This is a genomic window from Novispirillum itersonii (assembly GCF_014205675.1).
GTDB classification, from domain to species: domain Bacteria; phylum Pseudomonadota; class Alphaproteobacteria; order Rhodospirillales; family Rhodospirillaceae; genus Novispirillum; species Novispirillum itersonii_A.
Genome location: NZ_JACIIX010000004.1, coordinates 190,825 through 210,970, shown reverse-complemented (window position 1 = coordinate 210,970; position 20,146 = coordinate 190,825). Strand labels below are relative to the sequence as shown.

The 20,146-nt window shown below is 63.4% G+C and carries 19 protein-coding genes; 15 read left to right on the top strand and 4 right to left on the bottom strand.

What is annotated here, in order from left to right; all coding sequences use genetic code 11:
• Positions 1–2: 2 nt before the first annotated feature.
• A complete protein-coding gene (locus FHS48_RS07670; protein ID WP_184262962.1) occupies positions 3–1,214 on the bottom strand; it encodes an NnrS family protein in 1,212 nt (403 codons plus the stop codon).
• Positions 1,215–1,396: 182 nt separating this feature from the next.
• Between FHS48_RS07670 and FHS48_RS07665 the strand changes: the two genes are divergently transcribed.
• Together FHS48_RS07665 and FHS48_RS07660 are read left to right on the top strand one after the other, a co-directional pair.
• A complete protein-coding gene (locus tag FHS48_RS07665; protein ID WP_184262961.1) occupies positions 1,397–2,071 on the top strand; it encodes an NnrU family protein in 675 nt (224 codons plus the stop codon).
• 164 nt (positions 2,072–2,235) lie between these two features.
• Positions 2,236–3,288, top strand: coding sequence for a substrate-binding domain-containing protein (locus tag FHS48_RS07660; RefSeq protein WP_184262960.1), 1,053 nt, complete (start codon positions 2,236–2,238; stop codon positions 3,286–3,288).
• 61 nt (positions 3,289–3,349) lie between these two features.
• Here the strand turns inward: FHS48_RS07660 and FHS48_RS07655 are convergent, their stop codons facing one another.
• Both FHS48_RS07655 and FHS48_RS07650 read right to left on the bottom strand, forming a co-directional pair.
• Positions 3,350–4,018 carry a DUF6134 family protein gene (locus FHS48_RS07655; RefSeq protein WP_184262959.1) on the bottom strand — a complete coding sequence of 223 codons (669 nt, stop codon included), beginning with the start codon at positions 4,016–4,018 and terminating at the stop codon, positions 3,350–3,352.
• Between the two features lie 159 nt (positions 4,019–4,177).
• Complete coding sequence (locus tag FHS48_RS07650; RefSeq protein WP_184262958.1) at positions 4,178–5,431, bottom strand: MFS transporter; 1,254 nt, start codon at positions 5,429–5,431, stop codon at positions 4,178–4,180.
• A gap of 177 nt (positions 5,432–5,608) precedes the next feature.
• Here FHS48_RS07650 and FHS48_RS07645 point away from each other — a divergent pair, with 177 nt between their 5' ends.
• From FHS48_RS07645 to FHS48_RS07625, 5 genes are all read left to right on the top strand, one after another.
• Positions 5,609–6,757: a M14 family metallopeptidase gene (locus FHS48_RS07645; RefSeq protein ID WP_184262957.1), complete on the top strand. Its 1,149-nt coding sequence runs from the start codon at positions 5,609–5,611 to the stop codon at positions 6,755–6,757.
• A gap of 113 nt (positions 6,758–6,870) precedes the next feature.
• Positions 6,871–7,722, top strand: coding sequence for a 23S rRNA (adenine(2030)-N(6))-methyltransferase RlmJ (locus FHS48_RS07640; protein ID WP_184262956.1), 852 nt, complete (start codon positions 6,871–6,873; stop codon positions 7,720–7,722).
• 77 nt (positions 7,723–7,799) lie between these two features.
• Positions 7,800–8,657 (top strand): polyamine aminopropyltransferase, encoded by an 858-nt coding sequence (speE, locus tag FHS48_RS07635; RefSeq protein ID WP_184262955.1) that lies wholly within the window; start codon positions 7,800–7,802, stop codon positions 8,655–8,657.
• A 276-nt stretch (positions 8,658–8,933) separates the two neighbouring features.
• On the top strand, positions 8,934–10,124 hold the full coding sequence (locus tag FHS48_RS07630) for a type III PLP-dependent enzyme (protein ID WP_184262954.1): 1,191 nt from the start codon (positions 8,934–8,936) through the stop codon (positions 10,122–10,124).
• A 239-nt stretch (positions 10,125–10,363) separates the two neighbouring features.
• Entirely contained in the window at positions 10,364–10,942 is a 579-nt protein-coding gene (locus FHS48_RS07625; RefSeq protein WP_260402388.1) for a DNA-3-methyladenine glycosylase I, read from the top strand.
• An 81-nt stretch (positions 10,943–11,023) separates the two neighbouring features.
• Here the strand turns inward: FHS48_RS07625 and FHS48_RS07620 are convergent, their stop codons facing one another.
• Complete coding sequence (locus FHS48_RS07620; RefSeq protein WP_184262952.1) at positions 11,024–11,299, bottom strand: metal/formaldehyde-sensitive transcriptional repressor; 276 nt, start codon at positions 11,297–11,299, stop codon at positions 11,024–11,026.
• Positions 11,300–11,368: 69 nt separating this feature from the next.
• Between FHS48_RS07620 and dmeF the strand changes: the two genes are divergently transcribed.
• The 8 genes from dmeF (at position 11,369) to FHS48_RS07580 (ending at position 20,130) form a co-directional block, all read left to right on the top strand.
• Complete coding sequence (gene dmeF / locus FHS48_RS07615; protein WP_184262951.1) at positions 11,369–12,397, top strand: CDF family Co(II)/Ni(II) efflux transporter DmeF; 1,029 nt, start codon at positions 11,369–11,371, stop codon at positions 12,395–12,397.
• A gap of 53 nt (positions 12,398–12,450) precedes the next feature.
• Positions 12,451–12,792, top strand: coding sequence for an FtsB family cell division protein (locus FHS48_RS07610; protein ID WP_184262950.1), 342 nt, complete (start codon positions 12,451–12,453; stop codon positions 12,790–12,792).
• A gap of 530 nt (positions 12,793–13,322) precedes the next feature.
• Positions 13,323–14,339 carry a pyruvate dehydrogenase (acetyl-transferring) E1 component subunit alpha gene (gene pdhA / locus FHS48_RS07605; protein WP_184262949.1) on the top strand — a complete coding sequence of 339 codons (1,017 nt, stop codon included), beginning with the start codon at positions 13,323–13,325 and terminating at the stop codon, positions 14,337–14,339.
• A 34-nt stretch (positions 14,340–14,373) separates the two neighbouring features.
• Positions 14,374–15,813, top strand: coding sequence for a pyruvate dehydrogenase complex E1 component subunit beta (locus FHS48_RS07600; protein ID WP_184262948.1), 1,440 nt, complete (start codon positions 14,374–14,376; stop codon positions 15,811–15,813).
• Between the two features lie 19 nt (positions 15,814–15,832).
• Positions 15,833–17,140 (top strand): pyruvate dehydrogenase complex dihydrolipoamide acetyltransferase, encoded by a 1,308-nt coding sequence (locus tag FHS48_RS07595; protein ID WP_184262947.1) that lies wholly within the window; start codon positions 15,833–15,835, stop codon positions 17,138–17,140.
• 25 nt (positions 17,141–17,165) lie between these two features.
• The gene (gene lpdA, locus FHS48_RS07590; RefSeq protein ID WP_184262946.1) at positions 17,166–18,563 is read left to right on the top strand and encodes a dihydrolipoyl dehydrogenase; all 1,398 of its coding nucleotides are present in this window, start codon (positions 17,166–17,168) and stop codon (positions 18,561–18,563) included.
• Positions 18,564–18,662: 99 nt separating this feature from the next.
• A complete protein-coding gene (lipA, locus tag FHS48_RS07585) occupies positions 18,663–19,595 on the top strand; it encodes a lipoyl synthase (protein WP_184262945.1) in 933 nt (310 codons plus the stop codon).
• 100 nt (positions 19,596–19,695) lie between these two features.
• Positions 19,696–20,130 carry a type II toxin-antitoxin system RatA family toxin gene (locus FHS48_RS07580; RefSeq protein ID WP_184262943.1) on the top strand — a complete coding sequence of 145 codons (435 nt, stop codon included), beginning with the start codon at positions 19,696–19,698 and terminating at the stop codon, positions 20,128–20,130.
• Positions 20,131–20,146 lie beyond the last annotated feature (16 nt).

Genomic DNA, 20,146 nt, shown 5'->3' with positions numbered 1-20,146 from the left:
TCTTACCGTGGTGTGGTCAGGATGGGCAGGAAGTGAGCGGTGAACAGGCCGAAGGCGATCACCCAGGCGGCTCCGGCCAGCAGCATGCCTTCCATATAAAAGCCGGGTAGGGCAATCGGCACCACGACGCGGACCACTGCCGCCAGCGATACCAGCGCGAAGGCTGATGTCAGGCCGGGGGAGCTGCTGAGGGGGCGGCCGGTATGACCGAGGGAGGCGCGGCACATCACGCCGAGGATCAGGGTGCCCGCCGCCCCGGTGGTCAGGGCATGCAGAGATGCGGCTTCCGGCAGGAAGGACAGTGCTGCCAGCCCGCGCAGCAGGTAGCCGATGCCCATCCACAGGGCCCCGATATGCAGCACCAGCAGCAGGGGTTCGGACCGCACCCGCCAGCCCTGCCACAGGGCGAGGCGGACCAGCAGGGCCACCGCTGCCAGCAGGGCACCGCCTGCGGTCAGCATCGGCTGGCTGTTCAGGTCTCCGGCCAGCACCAGCAGAATTCCGGCAATCGCCGCCGGGGTCCACGGCATCAGCGGCACCGCCGGGGGCAGGGGCAGCCTCTGCGCCGACAGCCAGTTGCGGGAGAACGCCGGGGTGATCCGCCCGCCGATCACCGTCATCAGCAGGGTCAGCACATCCAGCGCCATCAGCCGTCCGGCCCGGCCACCATCCTGCAAAATATCCAGCATGCCGAGATGACTGAGGAGCTGGGCCACCCACAGCAGGGTGATCACCCCGATCACCGCCATGTTCTGGCGTTTGCCGCTGCGGATCACCGGCCCGGCCAGCGTGCTGATCAGCGCGGGCAGAAACAGCAGATCCAGCCCGGCCACCACCGGCCCCGGCAGAACGGCGGAGGACCACAGGGCAATCCGCCCGGCCAGCCACAGCCACACCAGCGCCGCCAGCCGCATTCCGGCCACCGGGCGGTGCCCGGTCCAGTTGGGGACGGCGGTCAGCAGAAAGCCACCGACCGCTGCCCCGGCGAACCCGAACAGCATTTCGTGGGCATGCCAGACATAGGGCGGCGGGCTGACAGAAATTTTTACGAAGGCCCCCCCGGCATGATGCACTCCCAGCCACACCATCCAGAATACCAGCGACAGGGCGGCGTGGAGACCGGCGGCAAGGAAAAAGGGCCTGAAGCCACCGCTGAGGAGGGCAGTCAGAGACGGGCGGCGGTCGGGGGCATAAACGCGGGGGGAGGCAGGCATGAGGGGGCACCTGATGGATCGGGGGAATTGTCTGAAGGCAGCGTGCGGCAGCCGGGCCGGAGGTACCTTGATGACGGTCAAGGCCTGCGGGCACGACCCTATGCGAAACCCCTGTGTGGACTGACGCCGATACAGTAGGCTTGCAGTCGCAAGGCCCGCTGAAACCCGCCGCAGGAGCAGACATGACCCCGCTGATTCTTGCCGTTCTGGTCTTCATTGCCGCACACAGCATTCCGGCATCTCCGGCCGTACGGGGGGCGTTGATCCGCCGTCTTGGCCGCCCGGTGTACCTTGCCGCCTATTCTCTGCTGTCCCTGTTGCTGGTGGTGTGGGTTGCCGTCGCCTACCGGCAGGCCCCCTATGTCGGCCTGTGGGGGCCAGATATTAGGCTGCACTGGGTGCCGGTGCTGGGGATGCCGGTGGTCTGCCTGCTGATCTGTGCCGGTCTTGTGACCCCCAATGCGCTGTCACTGACTTTCCGGGGGGGGATGGGGGACCGGGCTATGCCGCCGTTGCTGCGGGTCAGCCGTCATCCGGTGCTGATCGGGCTGGCTCTGTGGGCGCTGCTCCACATGATTGCCAACGGCGATGCGGCCAGCCTGATCCTGTTTGGCCTGATGGGGGGGCTGGCGCTGGGCGGGATGGGGATGATGGATGTCCGCCGCCGCCGGAGTCTGGGGGCGCAGGTGTGGCAGGAGCTGGCCGATCAGGCCCCACGCCTGAACCTGCGGGCATTGCCCGCACTGCTTCGGTCCGGCCCGCTGTTCTGGGTGGGCTGTGCGGCAGCAACCCTGCTTTATGCTCTGCTTTTGGGGCTGCATCAGCCGGTTATCGGCGTGTCACCGCTGCCGTGGTGAGTTTTCCTTGAACGAACGCACAGAGTGCGCCATATCTAGGGTGTCCCCGCCATGGGGAGGCCGGTTCCGGGCTGCGCGTGCCATTGTCTGCGCGCCGGGGACCGCCCTGGAGACGGTGCCGTCTTCGGCGCACGCCGTGCCAATTCGCTGACAGGTTTACTCGGATGATGTCTGCCGCCTTTTCCCGACGCGCCCTCCTGCGGGCGGCTCTGTCCCTGTCCGGCCTGCTGGCGCTGTCGCCGCTGGCGGAGCTGCGGGCCGAGGGGCCGCAGCAGGCAATCCGGATCGTCGGATCCTCAACGCTCTATACCATGACCTCTGACGTGGCGGAGCTGTTCGGAAAAGGGACCCGGTATCCGGCTCCGGTGGTGGAAAGCACCGGCACCGGCGGTGGTTTCAAGCTGTTCTGTGCGGGAAATGGCGCCGGGACCCCTGATATCGCCATGGCATCGCGCCCGATGACGGAGGGGGAGCGCCAGCAGTGCGATTCTGCCGGGGTGACGGCAGCGGAAGCGTTGCCGTTGGGCACCGGGGGGGTGATTGTGGCGATGGCGGCGGATGCGCCGTCCTATCCGCTCTCCCTGCGGCATCTGTGGCTGGCGTTGGCGGCGAAGGTGCCGGTGGACGGTAAGCTGGTGACCAATCCGTACCGGACATGGCGGTCCATTGATCCGGCCCTGCCGGATCTGCCGATTCAGGTTTATGGTCCGCCGCCGACGTCGGGGACCCACGATGCCCTGCTGGGGATGATCCTTGATGTGGCCTGCCATGAGGACCCGGCCATGGTCGGGCTGCCCCTGCGTGAGCGCCTTGATGCCTGCGAACGCCTGCGCGAGGACGGGGCCTATATCCACGCCGGTGAATCAGACGAAATGCTGTCCCGCCGTTTGCTGTCCAATCCTAAAGCGGTGGGGATTGTCGGCCATCAGGTGCTGGATCAGCACCGGGGCCTGAAGGCGGCGACCCTGAACGGGGTGGCACCGACCGCTGCCACCGTACAGGACCGCAGCTACCCGCTGGTGCGGACCCTGTATCTGTATGTGAAGGCAGCCCATCTGCCACGGACGCCGGGGCTGGGGCGCTTTGTCTCGACCTATCTGTCGAACGGAATGATCGGCCCGGACGGACGGCTGACCTCCCTCGGGCTGGTGCCGCTGGGGGACAGTGCCCGGCAGGCGGCGATTGAACGGGCGCGGACCCTGGGGCCAGGGATTTAACAGGATCCGCGCCGCTCATCCGGGGTAGAATGTTCTACCCCGAACCGGTAAGCCTCCCGGCTTATGGCTTAAACTCGTACACCACATTGGAGCCCCGGGATTCAAAGGCGACCTTCAGCAGGCGGTCCTGATCATCAAACCAGAAGGAGCGGACCAGATCGCCGCTGACGCTGTATTTTCGGGCCTTGAAACTGTGGCTGCCGATCTCGACGGTTTCGGCCTGCGGGCCGGAGGTGCTGACCTTGTAGTCGGTGCCGTCGAAGGCGGACAGCAGGGCCGGGGCCTTCAGGTTGGCCGTGTTCCATTGATCATGGATCAACGTTTCTGCCGGGCGGCTGGATGTGCCGCCATCTGCCGTCACCTGTAACACTCCGCCTTCGGCCTTGGCGGTGACGGTGTGTTTGCTGCCGTCGTCATTGGTTGTGGCGGTCAGGGATTGCAGGCGCCCGCCCTGCCAGACCTCCCGCGAGGAATGCTCAAAGCGGAAGGCGGTGACAAAGGCGATCTTCACCGCGATGTCGGTCTTGATATCGACCTGAAGCTGATCACCGGCCGGAGTAAACGTGATGGCGTGATCCCCGATCGGGGAGCCATCGCGGAAAACGGTGTAGCGCCACGTTCCGGCCGCTGGATCAGCGGCATCGGCGGGCAAGGCGGTCCCGGCGAGGCTGGCAATCATTCCGGCGGCAAGAAGCCCGCGCCGCAGGGCAGCGCTGTGGATCATGGTCATTCTGGTGTCCTTTTCTGACGTGGGCGGGGTGGGGCCGCCGTCTCCCTGACTATGCTGAAGGGCCATCTTGACGTGGCCTGCACATAAGGGCGCCATAGGGCAGGAAAACCTGTCAAGCGTCAGAAAGGTAACGTATGGGCAGGTAATTAAAGTCGAAAATCAGGATTTTTTCTCAGGGGGCTGTCCTGACGGGTTAAGGCCTGACGCCGCCGGGCTTGCCGTGGGCATGGCAACAAAGCTGTTCCGCTCCTCGGGCAGCGGCGCGGCACGGCGGCGGAGTCGCCATTGGGTGAAGGCTGCCACCAGAAGGGCGACCGCCCCGGAGTAAACAAACAGCCCGGAGGGACCCATCGCCTGCATGGTCAGGCTGGCCAGTGTCGGCCCGGCGGCAGAGCCGACCGCCCACGACAGCAGCAGGGCGCTGGTGGCGGGAACGATCTGTTCCGGCTGGCAGCGGTCCCCGGCGTGGGCGACGCAGATGGAATAGACCGACATCGACCCCGCTGCCCACAGGCCGAGCAGGATCCACGCCATCCATCCCGGTGCCCCCGGCCACAGCAGCGGCAGGGCGGCGGTGGCCAGACAGGCCAGTGCGGCGGCGATGGTGGCATAGACGATCACCCGGCGGCGGTCGGTGCGGTCCGACAACCAGCCCAGCGGCCACTGACCCAGCAGGCTGCCGACCTGAATGGCGGCGAGAAGACCGGCGGAATAGACCGTGGTCAGGCCGATCTGTGCCCCCCAGGCCGGAACAATATTGATGGTGGCGGTGTTGGTCAGCCCGGCGGCAAAGGCCCCGGTCACGGCTGCCGGAGCAATGCGGAACAGCGTCAGCAGGCCCATCGGCCGGGAATCCGGCAGGGTCGGGCTGCTGGATCGGGTGGACGCCACCGGGATCAGCGACAGGGAGATCAGGGCGGCCATCACCATCATCGGCCCCGGTCCGGCCACCGGGGTCACCGCCAGCAGCAGCGGCCCGGCAATCAAGGCGATCTTGGTGGCGACCAGATACAGCGACAGGACCCGGCCCCGCTGATCCTGCGGTGCCCGGTCGGTGATCCAGCTGTCGGCCACGGTATACAGCACGGCCATGCAGACCCCGGTCACGCTGCGCAGGGCTGTCCACAGGGCCGCATCAACGGCAATGGCGAAAGACAGCACCATCACCGACAGCGCGGCGGCGGCAATAGCGTAGGCGCGGATATGCCCGACCGCCCGCACCAGAGTCGGGGCCATCAGGCAGCCGACAAGAAAGCCGACGGAATAGCCGGTGGCCATGATGCCGACGCTGATCGCGCCCATCCCTTCCCCCACCATCCGCAGTGGCAGAAGGGCGGTCAGAACGCCATTGGCCCCTTGCAGCAGGGTGACACCAAGGACGACGGCGATGACGGACAGAAAAGCGGAATTCATAATGTATCCAAAGTATGCCGACGGAGGATGGACGTAAAGCCGGAAACCGCCCCGGTAAGCGTCAGCTGCGGGGAGGCTATGCAGATTTGCTGATACTCCTTGTTACAGATCTGGGGGTTAATGGGGGGCTGACCTGTAACGCCGCCTGCCTCTGGCCTGCTGACGGAGATGACGTGAATGCTGTGTGATGCCCGTGCGGATAACATCTATTACACCGCATCGCTGGCGGCCTTCGCCGATGATTACGCGCAGGCGCGGCGGGAGTTTCTGTTTGCCGTGGACGGGCAGGGCCTGAGTGCGGGGCATCACCGCCATCCGCTGGCCGGGCCGGTGGCCGAGGCGCTGGCCTGTGACACCGTATGGATCGGTCCCCGCGCCGCCCGCCGGGTGCTGGTGGTGATTTCCGGGACCCATGGGGTGGAAGGGTTTGCCGGGTCGGCGGTACAGACCGACTGGCTGCTGGGCAAGGGGCCGTCGTCCCTGCCGGATGGCTGTGCGGTGCTGCTGGTGCATGGCATCAATCCCTGGGGGTTTGCGTGGCTGCGCCGCACCACCGAGGACGGGGTGGACCTGAACCGGAACTTTGTTGATTTCTCGGCCCCCCTGCCGCAGGACGAAGGCTATGCCGAACTGGCCGACGCCCTGATTCCGGAGGCCCTGATCGGGGAGCCGGTGTTCGGCGCACAGGATGCGCTGGACCGCTATAAGCTGCTGCACGGTCAGCGCGCCTATGAAAACGCCCTGACCAGCGGGCAGTACACCCATCCTTTGGGGCTGTTTTATGGCGGCGATGCACCGACATGGTCCCGCCGGACCCTGGAAACCATTGCGCAGGATTATGATCTGGCCGGGCGTGCCGCCCTGTGCGTGATTGATCTTCACACCGGCCTTGGCCCGTTCGGCTATGGCGAGCTGATCAGCGACCATCAGCCGGAAAGCCGGTCGGCGTGGCTGGCCCGCCGCTGGTTCGGCCAGAGTGTTACCGAAGCCTTCCTCGGCACCTCCACGTCCGGCCCCAAGCGGGGGCTGGCGGACTATTTCTGGCACGGCCTTATCGAGGATCATGGCTGTATGCTGACGCTGGAGTTCGGCACTTATCCCTTTGATGATGTTTTCGGGGCATTGCGGGCGGACCACTGGCTGCATGCCCGGGTTGCCAAGGGGGAGCAGGCGCTGGACTGGTATGACCCCGATGTGCAGGCGGTGAAGAAGCGGATCCGCCGGGCATTTTACCCGGATACTCCGGACTGGAAGGAGATGGTCCTGTTCCGGGGGCGGCAGGTGCTGCGGCAGGCGGTGACCGGGCTGGCGGTGTGGCCGGGCTGAGGCCCGCCGGTGAACATGCGCCGGGTCTTGTCTTACCGCCACGGAGCAGGTAAAGCAGGGGCAGACGGATCCGGCTTTCTCCGGTCCTGATTTCCTGACAGCGACGGTCCCCGATGAATTACCGCCACGCATTCCACGCAGGCAACTTTGCCGACGTGTTCAAACACGCTTTCCTGATGATGGCGCTGGAAACCCTGCGCGCCAAGGATAAGCCCTTTGTGGTGGTGGATACCCACGCCGGGATCGGCCTGTACGATCTGGCGGGAACAGAGGCGGGGAAGACCGGGGAGTGGGAACAGGGCATCGGCCGCCTGACCGGGCGGGATGACCTGCCGCAGCCGCTTCAGCCCTATGTGCAGGCAATCCGTGACCTCAACCCCGATGGCGGTCTGCGCTGGTATCCCGGCTCCCCATGGCTGGAAGCTAAGGCCCTGCGCCAGAAAGACCGCCTGATCGCCTGCGAGCTGCACCCGGAGGATGCCCCGGCACTGGACCATAACCTGCGTCGCTTCGGCGGGGTGCGGGTGGAAAATGCCGATGGTTATGCCGTTCTGAAAGGGCAGGTGCCGCCGCCGGAACGGCGCGGGCTGGTGTTGATTGATCCGCCGTTTGAGCGCACCGATGAAATTGATGTGATCATCCGTGCCCTGCGCAGCGCGGTGAAGCGCTGGGCCAGCGGCAGCTATGCCATCTGGTACCCGATTAAGGATCCGGCGGCGACGATGGCTTTTCATGAGGCGGTGGCCGGGCTGGCGGCGGATGGCGTGACCTCGGCGTGGGCGCTGGACCTGATGGTCCGTCCGCCGCGCTGGTCTGATACGCTGAACGGCTGCGGTTTTGTCTTCATCAACCCACCGTGGGGGGTGCTGAAGGCGGCGGAAGCGGTGATGCCGTGGCTGACGGCTGTGCTGGAACAGCAGCCCGGAGCCCGCTGGACCGGCCGCTGGCTGGTTGGCGAAGGCTGACCCCGTCCGTTTTTCCCGCAGCCCACTCCCCCAAAGTTCACGTTCCCAGAGTTCAAGACCAGAAAGAGGATGCTGCCATGACCGCCCGCTTTACCGAAACCCTGCACCCCGGTTATGCCCAGTCGCTGGACATCGACGGCGCGATGCTGGTCGATGAACGGTCGGAGTATCAGCACATCCAGATCTTCGACAGTGTCCGCATGGGCCGCACCATGGCGCTGGATGGGGTGGTGCAGATCACCGCGCGGGATGAGGCCAGCTATTCCGAGATGATGACCCATGTGCCGCTGTTCGAGCAGGCGGCCCCGAAGCGGGTGTTCATCGTCGGCGGCGGGGATGGCGCGGTGGCGGAAGAGGCCCTGAAGCATGACGGGGTCGAGGTGGAGATGTGCGAGATCGACGCCGCCGTGGTTGCCGCCTGCAAGACCCATTTTGCCGATGTGAACAACGGGGCCTTCGATCATCCGCGCTTTCACCTCTATCTGGAAGATGCCTTTGCCTTTATGAAAAAGGCAGAAAACCGCAACCGCTATGACGTGATTGTCGCTGACCGCCCGGACCCCGTCGGCCCGGCGGAGGTCCTGTTCCAGACCGAGTTCTACGAACTGCTGCGGGATTCCCTGACCGAGACCGGGGTGGTGGTGTTCCAGAATGGCGCGCCGCTGTTGCAGCCGGAGGAACTGACCGACACCCTGCGGCAGCTGCGCTCGGTGTTTCCGCACAGCGGCGTTTACCTGACCGTGACACCGACCTATGTCGGCGGCTACATGGCCCTGACCTGGGCCTCCAAGGGGACCCGGCTGGGCGAAACCGCTCCCGCCGTGGTGGCGGACCGCTTTATCCGCTCCGGTGTTGTCACCGACCATTATACTCCGGCGCTGCATGCGGCGGCTTTTGCCCTGCCTGCGTGGATTCAGCGGCTGCTGCCCGCATAAGGCCGATACTCCGGCGGATGGCGTAAGGAAGTTCCGTCCGCCGGGCCTGTGGCATGCCATTCCCGTTAAAAACATGTGAAACCTGTATTTAGGGCTTTACCCGGGGGCAGGGGTTGGGCATATACACCCCCTCGAAAGATTGCCCTAAGCACGGCTGCTCATCGGCCCATGGAGTGTTGTCTCCATGCAGAGCACGCACGGCGACCGGCTCTTCGATCGAATTTGTGCCTTGCGGGGCCATAACCCGCCGGTCCGGTTTGGTTGGGAGTAGGAGCCATGAGCCCAGTGTTCGCTTCCGCGCAGGAAGTTGTAAACACTCTTCGTCCCCGGGATCCCGTCCTGTGTGTCCGCCCCGGCGTTCTGGAACAGAACGCGCGGCGGATGATTGCGGCATTCCCCGGGGATGTGTTGTATGCGGTGAAGTGCAACGCCGGTCAGCCGGTGCTGGATGCCCTGTATGCCGGTGGCGTCCGCCATTTCGACACCGCTACCATTGCCGAAGTGCGTCAGGTCTCTGACCGCTACGCCGATGCGGATTGCCATTTCATGCATCCGGTGAAAAGCCGTGACGCCATCGCCGAAGCGTATTTCGTGCATGGGGTGCGCTCCTTTGTGGTCGATCATCCGGATGAGCTGGAAAAAATCCTCGATGTGACCGAGGGCGCGGCGGATATGACCGTGTCAGTGCGGCTGGAGATTCCCAACCGCAATGCCATGATGTCGCTGCACGGCAAGTTCGGGGCCACCCCGGCGGAAGCCGCCACGTTGCTGAACGGTGTTGCCGCCAGTGGCAACCGCACCGGCCTGACGTTCCATGTCGGGTCGCAGTGCGTTGACACCGCCGCTTTCTCCCACGCCATCGACCTGTGCGGTACCGTGATCCGGCAGGCCGGAGTGACACTGGATGTGCTGGATGTCGGCGGCGGGTTTCCCGGCTATTACACCGGGGAAGAGCCGGAGTTTGCCGCCTTTGTCGCGGCCATTGTCTCCGGGTGCAAGCGGATCGGCCTGCCCGACACCTGCCGGTTACAGTGTGAGCCGGGGCGGGCGCTGGTCGCTGACGCGGTCTCGGTGATTGCCCGGGTGGAGCTGCGCCGGGGCAACAAGCTGTACATCAACGATGGCACCTATGGGTCTCTGGCTGAGCTGAAATACCTTGGCAACTGCTTCCCGATGCAGGTGGTCCGTCCGCAGGGCGAGAATCCGGCGATGGGTGCGCCTGCCGGGTTTGATCTGTTCGGCCCGACCTGTGACACCGTCGATACCATGCCCGGTCCGTTCTGGCTGTCCGATGATGTGCGGGAAGGCGACTGGATCGAGATCGGCCGTCTTGGCGCCTATTCCTCAGCGCTGTCCACCCGCTTCAATGGCTGTGCCTCAGCGGCGTGGGTGAATGTCAGCGACAGCGTGGTGCTGACCTCGACCCGCGTCGCTTCCCTCGATGAATTGCGCCGCCGCGCCGCCTGAGGCGTTTTACGGCGGAGGCTATTGAAGAGCCCGCTCCGGAGACCGGGGCGGGCTTTTAATCTTTTTATTCACCCCCGTCCCATACAGAGGATGAATGTTTTTATTTTGTTCCCACCGTTTCTTGTCGGAGACGGAAGGCTATGCCATGCTGAAGAACAAGCCTGATTAGCAGGGAGGACGGTATTGTGTCGGAACAAAAAGAGAACTTTTCTGAGCGGACTGTAGAGGGGCCGGATGGATTGCCGCGCTGCCGTTGGTGCGCGTCCGCGCCGGAATTCTTTGAATACCACGACCGGGAATGGGGCTTCCCGGTCGGCGAGGATCAGCGCCTGTTTGAGAAGCTCTGTCTGGAAAGCTTCCAGTCCGGCCTGAGCTGGCGGACCATTCTGGCCAAGCGGGAGAACTTCCGGGCGGCTTTTCATGGGTTTGATTTTCGGGTGGTGGCAACCTTTACCGAAGAGGATGTTCTCCGCCTGCTGGCAGATCCCGGGATTGTCCGCCACCGGGGGAAAATTGAGGCGGTGATCAACAACGCCCGGCGGGCCTGCGAACTGGTGGAGGCGGAAGGGTCGCTGGCGGCTTATGTCTGGCGGTTCGAGCCGAAGCCGGAGGATCTGGGGGAGCCGCAGACGCAAAGTACGTCTGCGGCCTCGGTTGCTCTGTCGAAAGATCTGAAAAAGCGGGGGTGGGCTTTTGTCGGGCCGACCACTGTCTATGCCTTCATGCAGGCGATGGGGCTGATCAATGACCATGTGCTCGGCTGCGTCCAACGGCCGATGGCGGAGGCGGCACGGCAGGCGTTCCGGCGTCCGGCCTGATGCCTCCGGGGGGGGGGATACCCCGGAGGAGTATAGTGAATACCCCCGGGGGGTATTCCCGGCGATGATGGCGGGTCGGGCTTACTTCAGGTAAGACCGCAGGACCGAAACCACCTGCTCCAGATCGTCGTGGCGTTGCTGCGGGGTGCGGTCTTCCGCCCCCAGATGATCCCGCATGTGCCCTTCCAGAACCTCCGCCATCAGGCCGTTGACCGCCCCTCTGATGGCGGCAATCTGTTGCAGGATGGCTGAGCAGTCAGTCCCGGATTCCAAAGCCCGTTCAAGGCCTTCTGTCTGCCCTTTGATCCGGCGGACGCGGGCGAGCAGCTTCTTTTGGTCTTTAATGGTATGGGGCATGTCTTGACGGTCTCTGATTCATAGGATACTGGGGTATAGTATATTTTCAGTTTTCTCCGGATCCTTACCATGCAGACAGATGCGGTTTTCGACAAGAGGCTCCATCACCATCCCGCCCCGGCGGGAACGCCGCTGGCGGAGCGGGCCACGCGCTGGGCGCTGGGTCTGACGGTCATCACGATGGCTGCCGAGATCGTCGGCGGTACAGTGACCGGATCGATGGCGGTTCTGGCCGATGGCTGGCATATGGGCAGCCATGCCATCGCGTTGGGGATTTCCGCGTTAGCCTACGCGCTGGCCCGCCGGTTTTCCGGCTCGGGGCGGTTTCCGTTCGGGGGCTGGAAGATTGAGGTTCTGGGGGGATATACCAGCGCGCTGCTGTTGGTGATGGTGGCACTGGGCATGGCGGTGCAGTCGGTCGAGAAACTGCTGACCCCGGATCTCGTGCTGTATGATCAGGCGATGATGGTGGCGGTGGTCGGGCTGTTGGTGAACCTGCTGTGTGGCTGGATCCTGTCGCGGCCGGGTGCAGGGCATCACCATCACGATCATCATGCGCATCACAACCACCACCATCATCACGATCACGATCACGATCACGACCATCCGCATTCTGAAGGCGGGCATCACCATGGCACCGGGGATATCAATCTGCGCTCGGCCTATGTCCATGTCATGGCGGATGCGGCGACATCGGTGCTGGCGATCATTGCTCTGATTGGTGGCAAGCTGTGGGGGCTGGCGTGGCTGGACCCCTTGATGGGCATTGTCGGGGCCGTTCTGGTGCTGCTGTGGGCATGGGGGCTGTTGCGGGATGCCGGATCGGCGCTTCTGGATACAGGTGACAATTCTCTACTAGTAGAAAAATTGCGTCAGGAGATCGCGGCTGTTGACGGTGTGGCGGCGATCCATGACTTCCATCTGTGGCGGGTTGGGGCCGATGACCGGGCCTGTGCGGTTTCTGTCGGGGTGCGGGTCGGGCAGGGGGAACATGTCGTGGCTGCCGTGCATCGGCAGGTTGCTGCCATCGGGCTGGTTTCTCACCTGACGGTGGAAGTCTGGGCCGGGGGCGGTGATCTGCCGCAGAATTCCGTCTGAGTTTCAGCTGGTTGATCTTGACCGACGGGGCGGATCCGTGATCCTCTTAAAACATGCTGAGCTATGATCTGATCCGCCGTTGGATGCACACTGCGCTGGGGCCCCTGTTGGGGGCTGCTGGGGTGGCGTATTTTCTGTTCCATGCTGTGCAGGGGGACCGTGGTCTTTTTGCCTGGTGGCAGCTGCGGCAGGAAATCACCAAGGCAGAAGCCCTGCATCAAACGGTCTCGGCCCGCCGCAAGGATCTGGAAAACCGGGTGGCCCTGATGCAGCCGGAGGCCATGGATCCGGATATTCTGGAAGAGCGGGCCCGGGTGATGCTGAATATGGGGTACCGGGGTGAGAAGGTGATCCTGCTGCCGCCGGATGCCGGGGCTGAAAAAGACACCCCGTGATTCGATCTCCCGGTCTGGCCTGATCTTCAGTCAGGCAGGTTGACGGAAACCCCGCCCTACCCGGCGGGGTTTTTCATTTTTCTGCCTTTCCTGAGGAGGTCGGGGATTTTCATAAAAATTTCCGCACTGCACAGTTATGTTCCCATAAATTTCCAGTCTGCCTCCCATTGAGATATAAAATTATATCGCCTGCGGGTAGGTTTTTGTGGAAAGTGTGGGATTTTCGGGATTTAACCAGAAATCAGTTAAATTATCATTGTGCATTGCGATACAAGCACTTAGCACGATTTTCTGACTTGCAACCGACAGCGGTTTGCATACTGTGACGGTGTTGGCACCTGCCGTAGCAGGCTTGCCCCGTTACGCTCGCCCGAATTGGGATCGTCGGTACGCCGGACAGGATTTCAGGTTCGTTAGTGCAAGTAAGGGGCGGGCTTGTAATGAAGGCCGGTCCAGCCAGATCCTGTCCGCTGCGGACACCGCTGCCGGACGCTGTCGTTGAGTCTCAAGCCCCCAGACACGGAGGGACCATGGCTACCACACCCCGTCGCAAACCCCGTTCCGCAAAATCTTCCGAAGTGCCGGATACTGAAGAGCTGGTCCGCTACTACCGTGACATGCTGCTGATCCGCCGCTTTGAGGAAAAGGCAGGGCAGCTTTATGGCATGGGCCTGATCGGTGGCTTCTGTCACCTGTACATCGGGCAGGAAGCGGTGGTCGTCGGCATGCAGGCCGCGGCGCTGGAAGGCGTCGACACCGTCATCACCAGCTACCGTGATCATGGCCATATGCTGGCCTGCGGCATGGACCCGAAGGGCGTGATGGCCGAGCTGACCGGCCGCATCGGCGGCTATTCCAAGGGGAAGGGCGGCTCGATGCACATGTTCTCGCTGGAGAAGGGTTTCTTCGGCGGTCATGGCATCGTCGGGGCCCAGATCCCGCTGGGAACCGGTCTGGGCTTTGCTCACCAGTATTCCGGTGACGGCGGCGTCTGTTTTGCCTACATGGGGGACGGTGCCGTCAACCAGGGGCAGGTTTATGAATCCTTCAACATGGCCGCGCTGTGGAAGCTCCCGGTGGTCTATGTGATCGAAAATAACAAGTACGGCATGGGCACCAGCGTCGAGCGCGCCTCGGCCTCCACCGCCCTGTACGAGCGCGGCACCGCCTATGGCATTCCGGGTGCCCCGGTTGATGGCATGGATATCCTGACCGTGCGGGATGCTGCCCTTGAGGCCGCCGAACATGCCCGGTCCGGCAAGGGCCCGTACATTCTGGAAGCCAATACCTACCGTTACCGTGGTCATTCCATGTCTGACCCGGCCAAGTACCGCAGCAAGGAAGAAGTCTCCAAGATGCGGACCGAGCATGACCCGATCGACCAGCTGAAGGCCAAGCTGCTGGAGCTGAACGCGATCGACGAAGCCGGTCTGAAGGAGATCGACCGCGAGGTGAAGGTGATCGTCACCGAAGCCGCCGAGTTCTCGCAGAACAGCCCGGAACCGGATCCGTCGGAACTGTACACCGACATTCTGGTCGACGCCTGAGAACGCTGGCCCCTTCTTCCAAGGACGAAACACCATGCCGATTACCGTACTGATGCCGGCGCTGTCGCCGACCATGACCGAAGGCAAGCTGGCCAAGTGGCTGAAGAAAGAAGGCGACGCCATCGCCGCCGGTGACATCATTGCCGAAATCGAAACCGACAAGGCGACGATGGAATTTGAAGCCGTCGATGAAGGCGTTCTGGGCAAGATTCTGGTGGCTGAAGGCACCGAAGGCGTGGCCGTGAATGCCGCCATCGCCGTGCTGCTGCTGGAAGGCGAGGATGCCTCTGCCGCTGATGCCGCCGCTGCTCCGGCCCCGGTCGCCGCTCCGGCTGCTGCCCAGGCTCCGGTGGCTGCTGCTCCGGTTGCCGTTGCTGCGGCTCCGGTTTCTGTGCCGGTGGCTGCCGGTACGGTTGAGCCCTTCCAGCCGGAAGTGCTGACCACCACCGCCTATACCACCACCGACATTCCGGAAAAGACCTACGACAAGTTCGTGCGGATGACCGTGCGCGAAGCCCTGCGCGACGCCATGGCCGAAGAAATGCGCCGCGACGATGCCGTGTTCCTGATGGGCGAGGAAGTGGCCCAGTATCAGGGCGCTTACAAGGTGTCGCAGGGGCTGCTCGACGAGTTCGGCCCGCGCCGCGTGATCGACACCCCGATCACCGAAATGGGCTTTGCCGGTCTGGCCACCGGCGCAGCCTTCAAGGGTCTGCGTCCGATCGTGGAATTCATGACCTTCAACTTCTCCATGCAGGCGATTGACCACGTCATCAACTCGGCGGCCAAGACCCTGTATATGGCCGGTGGCAAGATGGGCTGCCCGATCGTGTTCCGTGGCCCGAACGGTGCCGCGGCCCGCGTTGCCGCCCAGCATTCCCAGTGCTATGCCTCGTGGTATGCCCACTGCCCGGGCCTGAAGGTTCTGGCCCCGTGGTCGGCGGCGGATGCCAAGGGCCTGCTGAAGGCGGCGATCCGCGACCCGAACCCGGTCGTGTTCCTCGAAAACGAAATGCTTTACGGTCAGAGCTTCGATGTGCCGGATGATCCGGACTTCGTGCTGCCGATCGGCAAGGCCAAGATCGAACGCGCCGGGAAGGACGTGACCATCGTCACCTATTCCCGCATGGTCGGCACCTCGCTGGAAGCGGCGGACCTGCTGGCGGCTGAGGGCATTGATGCCGAAGTCATCAACCTGCGCTCCATCCGCCCGCTGGACGTTCCGACCATTCTGGCTTCGGTCAAGAAGACCAACCGTTGCATCAGCGTTGAAGAAGGCTGGCCGTACGCCGGTATCGGCTCGGAAATTTCTGCCGTCGTTACCGAATCCGCCTTCGACTATCTCGATGCGCCGGTCCGCCGGGTCACCGGTATCGACGTGCCGATGCCCTATGCCGTGAACCTCGAAAAGATGGTTCTGCCGGACGCCAAGCGCATCGCTGATGCCGCCAAGGCCGTCTGCTACAAGGCCTGAGCGCGAGAGGACTGAAACAATGGCTCAAAACATCCTGATGCCGGCCCTCTCGCCGACCATGACCGAGGGCAAGCTGGCGAAGTGGCTGAAGAAGGAAGGCGACAGCGTCGCCGCCGGGGACGTCATCGCCGAAATCGAAACCGACAAGGCGACGATGGAATTCGAAGCCGTCGATGAAGGCGTGATCGGCAAGATTCTGGTGGCTGAAGGCACCGAGGGCGTGCTTGTCAACGCCCCGATCGCCATCCTGCTGGAAGAAGGCGACGATGCCTCGGCCGCCGTTGCTCCGGTTGCGGCTTCCGCTCCGGCAGCGGCTCCGGCAGCTGCTGCCCCGGCTTCCGTGCCGGTTTCTGCGGCCCCGGTGGCGGCCCAGCCGGTGCCGATGGGCGCCTATGGCACCCGTCTGTTCGCCAGCCCGCTGGCCCGCCGGATTGCCAAGAACGCCGGTCTGGACCTGACCAAGGTTGCCGGGTCCGGTCCGCGTGGCCGGATCGTCAAGCATGACGTGGAAGCCGCTCTGGCGGCGGGCGTCGGCAAGGCGGCTCCGGCGGCTGTGGCAGCCCCGGCTGCTGCTCCGGTGGCGGCGGCTCCGGCCCCGGCGGCTGCGAAACCGGCCCCGGCCCTGAAGCCGATGCCGTGGCAGAGCTACACCGAACATGCCAACACCGGCATGCGCAAGACCATCGCCCGCCGTCTGGCGGAATCGAAGCAGACCGTGCCGCATTTCTACCTGTCGGTGGATATCGAGCTGGACGGCCTGCTGGCCCTGCGCAAGCAGCTGAACGACCGCCCGGGCGCGGACTACAAGCTGTCGGTCAACGACTTCATCATCAAGGCCTGCGCGCTGGCCCTGAAGAAGGTTCCGGCCGCCAATGCCATGTGGACCGATGAAGCCATCCTGACCTTCGACGACGTCGACGTTTCGGTGGCGGTGGCGACCGATGCCGGGCTGATCACTCCGGTGATCCGCAATGCCGACCGTAAGGGCCTGTCCACCATCTCCAACGAGATGAAGGGTCTGGCCAAGAAGGCCCGCGACGGCAAGCTGAAGCCGGAAGAGTTCCAGGGCGGTGGGTTCACCATCTCCAACCTCGGCATGTTCGGCATCAAGACCTTCTCCGCCATCATCAATCCGCCGCAGAGCTGCATTCTGGCGGTCGGGGCCGGTGAGGAACGGGTGGTGGTGCGTGACGGTGCCGTCGCGATCCGCCAGATGATGACCGTCACCCTGTCGGTCGATCACCGGTCCGTCGATGGCGCGGTCGGTGCGGAATTCCTCAGCGCGCTGAAGCCGCTGCTGGAAGATCCGATCCAGCTGATGCTGTGATCCGGGACGTTGAAGGAGATCATTGATGTCTGACACTTCTTTTGACGTCATCGTGGTGGGCGCGGGTCCCGGCGGCTATGTGGCCGCCATCCGCGCCGCTCAGCTGGGTCTGAAGACCGCCGTGGTGGAGCGGGAACATCTTGGCGGTATCTGCCTCAACTGGGGCTGCATTCCGACCAAGGCGCTGCTGCGCTCGGCTGATGTGTACCGCACCTTCAAGCACGCCAAGGACTACGGTCTGAGCGTGCAGGGGGCCTCGTTCGATCTGGACGCCATCGTCAAGCGGTCGCGCGGCGTTGCCTCGCAGCTGTCCGGTGGCGTCAAGCACCTGCTGAAGAAGAACAAGGTCACTGTCTTTGACGGTCAGGGCAAGTTGGCCGGAAAAGGCACCGTTGCCGTCGAAAAGGACGGCAAGGTGACCTCTCTGGCTGCCAAGCACATCATTCTGGCCACCGGTGCCCGCGCCCGCGTGCTGCCGGGGCTGGAACCCGACGGTAACATCGTCTGGACCTACAAGAACGCCCTTGTTCCCAACACCATGCCGAAGTCTCTGCTGGTGGTCGGGTCCGGCGCGATCGGCATTGAATTCGCCAGCTTCTACCACGCCCTCGGCGCGGATGTGACGGTGGTGGAGGTGATGGACCGCATCGTTCCGGCCGAAGACGAGGAAATCTCCGGTCTACTCAAGAAGTCTCTGGAGAAGCAGGGCCTGAAGATCATGACCAAGGCCGGGGTGAAGGGGATCAAAACCTCCGCCACCAACGCCGTGGTCAGCGTCGAACAGAACGGCAAGGTGCAGGATATCACCGTTGACCGCGTGATCCTCGCCGTGGGCATTCAGCCGAACGTTGAGGGGATCGGTCTGGAAGGCACCAAGATCCGTCAGGATCGCGGCTTCATCCTGACCAACGAGTGGTGTGAAACCGATGAGCCGGGCGTCTATGCCATCGGCGATCTGACACAGGGCCCGTGGCTGGCGCATAAGGCCAGCCATGAAGGGGTGATCTGCGTCGAGAAGATCGCCGGGGTGAAGGGTGTCCACCCGCTCAACCGCGCCACCATTCCGGGCTGCACCTACTGCCACCCGCAGGTGGCGTCGGTGGGGCTGACCGAGAAGAAGGCCAAAGAGGCCGGATACGAGGTCAAGGTCGGGCGCTTCCCGTTCGTCGGCAACGGCAAGGCTATCGCTCTTGGCGAGCCGGAAGGCCTGATCAAGACGGTGTTCGATGCCAAGACCGGCGAACTGCTGGGCGCACATATGATCGGCGCGGAAGTGACCGAGCTGATTCAGGGCTATGGTATTGCCAAAACCCTTGAAACCACTGAAGAAGACCTGATGCATACGGTATTCCCGCATCCGACCCTGTCGGAAATGATGCATGAATCCGTACTTGACGCCTACGGGCGGGCCATCCATTTCTAATGCCGGTCGGGGGCGGGGCTGTCTGGCTCCGCCCCCTTCGGCACTGGAATGATGTGCAATAAAAAGATACTGCCCTCTGGCAGTAAAGGTGAGGACCGCATGACCACTGTTGATACGCACTCCGCCGAAAAGCCGGTTCAGCGCAAGCCGGACTGGATCCGGGTGAAAGCCCCGACCTCGAAGGAATACGCGGAGACGCGGGCACTGATGCGGTCCAAATCCCTGCATACGGTGTGCGAGGAAGCCGCCTGCCCGAACATCGGGGAGTGCTGGAAGCGCAAGCACGCCACCATGATGATCATGGGGGAAATCTGCACCCGGGCCTGCCGTTTCTGCAACGTCAAGACCGGCAAGCCGAACCTGCTGGATCCGCGTGAGCCGGAAAATGTGGCGGAAGCGGTTGCCAACATGGGGCTGAACCATGTGGTGATCACCTCCGTCGATCGCGATGATCTGGACGACGGCGGCGCTGCCCATTTTGCCAAGGTCATCCGGGCCGTTCGGGCTGCCAGCCCCAATACCACCATCGAAGTGCTGACCCCGGATTTCCGGCATAAGGACGGCGCGTTGCAGGTGGTGGTCGAGGCCCGGCCCGACGTTTATAACCACAACCTTGAAACCGTGCCGCGCCTGTACAACGCCATCCGCCCCGGGGCCCGTTACTTCGGCTCGCTTCAGTTGCTGGCGAAGGTGAAGGAACTGGATCCGACCATCTTCACCAAGTCCGGCATCATGGTCGGTCTGGGCGAGGACCGTCAGGAAGTACTGAACCTGATGGACGACCTGCGGGCGGCCGATGTCGATTTCATGACCATTGGCCAGTACCTGCAACCGACCCCGAAGCATGCGACGGTTGAGCGTTACGTGACGCCGGACGAGTTTGCCGACTACGCCACCATGGGGCGGGCCAAAGGCTTCCTGCTGATCTCTTCCACGCCGCTGACCCGGTCGTCGTACCATGCCGACCGTGACTTCGCGACCCTGCGGGAAAACCGTCGCAAGCTGCTGGAAGAAAAGGCCGCGCAGGGTTGAAGCCCTCTCAGGCCGGGCGATTATCCTTGACGGAATCAGGGCTTCGGCAGTATCTCGCCGGAGCCCTTCTTCTTTAGACACAGATGTTCCGGGACAGGTCATGCCGACACACGCCGAAAAGCGCAAGCTGCCCTACACGCAGGCCCAGTTGTTTGCTCTGGTCGCCGAAGTGGAAAAGTATCCGGAGTTTCTGCCGTGGTGTCAGGCATCACGGATCCGTAAGCGCGACGGCGATGTGTTCTGGGCGGATCTGGTGATCGGTTTCAAGATGGTGAAGGAACGCTTCACCTCGCGGGTTGCTTTGCATGCGCCATCCCGCATTGATGTGACCTATACCGAAGGCCCCTTCAAGTATCTGAATAACCATTGGGTTTTTATTGAAGACCCGGATGGCAGCGGAACATGGATCGATTTTTACGTCGATTTTGAATTCCGTTCCGTTCTGCTTCAGAAGCTGATGGGCGCGCTGTTCGGCGAGGCCGTGGTCCGGATGGTCACCGCGTTTGAAGAGCGGGCAAAAGCCCTCTATGGCTAATCCTGCATATGTAGGT

What these genes read in the sequence shown, in the direction of transcription:
- FHS48_RS07580 (WP_184262943.1), top strand. Translation starts at nt 19,696, where the DNA reads ATGCCGACACACGCCGAAAAGCGCAAGCTGCCCTACACGCAGGCCCAG.
- FHS48_RS07640 (WP_184262956.1), top strand. Translation starts at nt 6,871, where the DNA reads ATGAATTACCGCCACGCATTCCACGCAGGCAACTTTGCCGACGTGTTC.
- FHS48_RS07610 (WP_184262950.1), top strand. Translation starts at nt 12,451, where the DNA reads ATGCTGAGCTATGATCTGATCCGCCGTTGGATGCACACTGCGCTGGGG.
- dmeF (WP_184262951.1), top strand. Translation starts at nt 11,369, where the DNA reads ATGCAGACAGATGCGGTTTTCGACAAGAGGCTCCATCACCATCCCGCC.
- pdhA (WP_184262949.1), top strand. Translation starts at nt 13,323, where the DNA reads ATGGCTACCACACCCCGTCGCAAACCCCGTTCCGCAAAATCTTCCGAA.
- lipA (WP_184262945.1), top strand. Translation starts at nt 18,663, where the DNA reads ATGACCACTGTTGATACGCACTCCGCCGAAAAGCCGGTTCAGCGCAAG.
- FHS48_RS07660 (WP_184262960.1), top strand. Translation starts at nt 2,236, where the DNA reads ATGATGTCTGCCGCCTTTTCCCGACGCGCCCTCCTGCGGGCGGCTCTG.
- FHS48_RS07665 (WP_184262961.1), top strand. Translation starts at nt 1,397, where the DNA reads ATGACCCCGCTGATTCTTGCCGTTCTGGTCTTCATTGCCGCACACAGC.
- FHS48_RS07645 (WP_184262957.1), top strand. Translation starts at nt 5,609, where the DNA reads ATGCTGTGTGATGCCCGTGCGGATAACATCTATTACACCGCATCGCTG.
- FHS48_RS07595 (WP_184262947.1), top strand. Translation starts at nt 15,833, where the DNA reads ATGGCTCAAAACATCCTGATGCCGGCCCTCTCGCCGACCATGACCGAG.
- FHS48_RS07630 (WP_184262954.1), top strand. Translation starts at nt 8,934, where the DNA reads ATGAGCCCAGTGTTCGCTTCCGCGCAGGAAGTTGTAAACACTCTTCGT.
- FHS48_RS07600 (WP_184262948.1), top strand. Translation starts at nt 14,374, where the DNA reads ATGCCGATTACCGTACTGATGCCGGCGCTGTCGCCGACCATGACCGAA.
- FHS48_RS07620 (WP_184262952.1), bottom strand. Translation starts at nt 11,299, where the DNA reads ATGCCCCATACCATTAAAGACCAAAAGAAGCTGCTCGCCCGCGTCCGC.
- FHS48_RS07650 (WP_184262958.1), bottom strand. Translation starts at nt 5,431, where the DNA reads ATGAATTCCGCTTTTCTGTCCGTCATCGCCGTCGTCCTTGGTGTCACC.
- lpdA (WP_184262946.1), top strand. Translation starts at nt 17,166, where the DNA reads ATGTCTGACACTTCTTTTGACGTCATCGTGGTGGGCGCGGGTCCCGGC.
- FHS48_RS07655 (WP_184262959.1), bottom strand. Translation starts at nt 4,018, where the DNA reads ATGACCATGATCCACAGCGCTGCCCTGCGGCGCGGGCTTCTTGCCGCC.
- FHS48_RS07670 (WP_184262962.1), bottom strand. Translation starts at nt 1,214, where the DNA reads ATGCCTGCCTCCCCCCGCGTTTATGCCCCCGACCGCCGCCCGTCTCTG.
- speE (WP_184262955.1), top strand. Translation starts at nt 7,800, where the DNA reads ATGACCGCCCGCTTTACCGAAACCCTGCACCCCGGTTATGCCCAGTCG.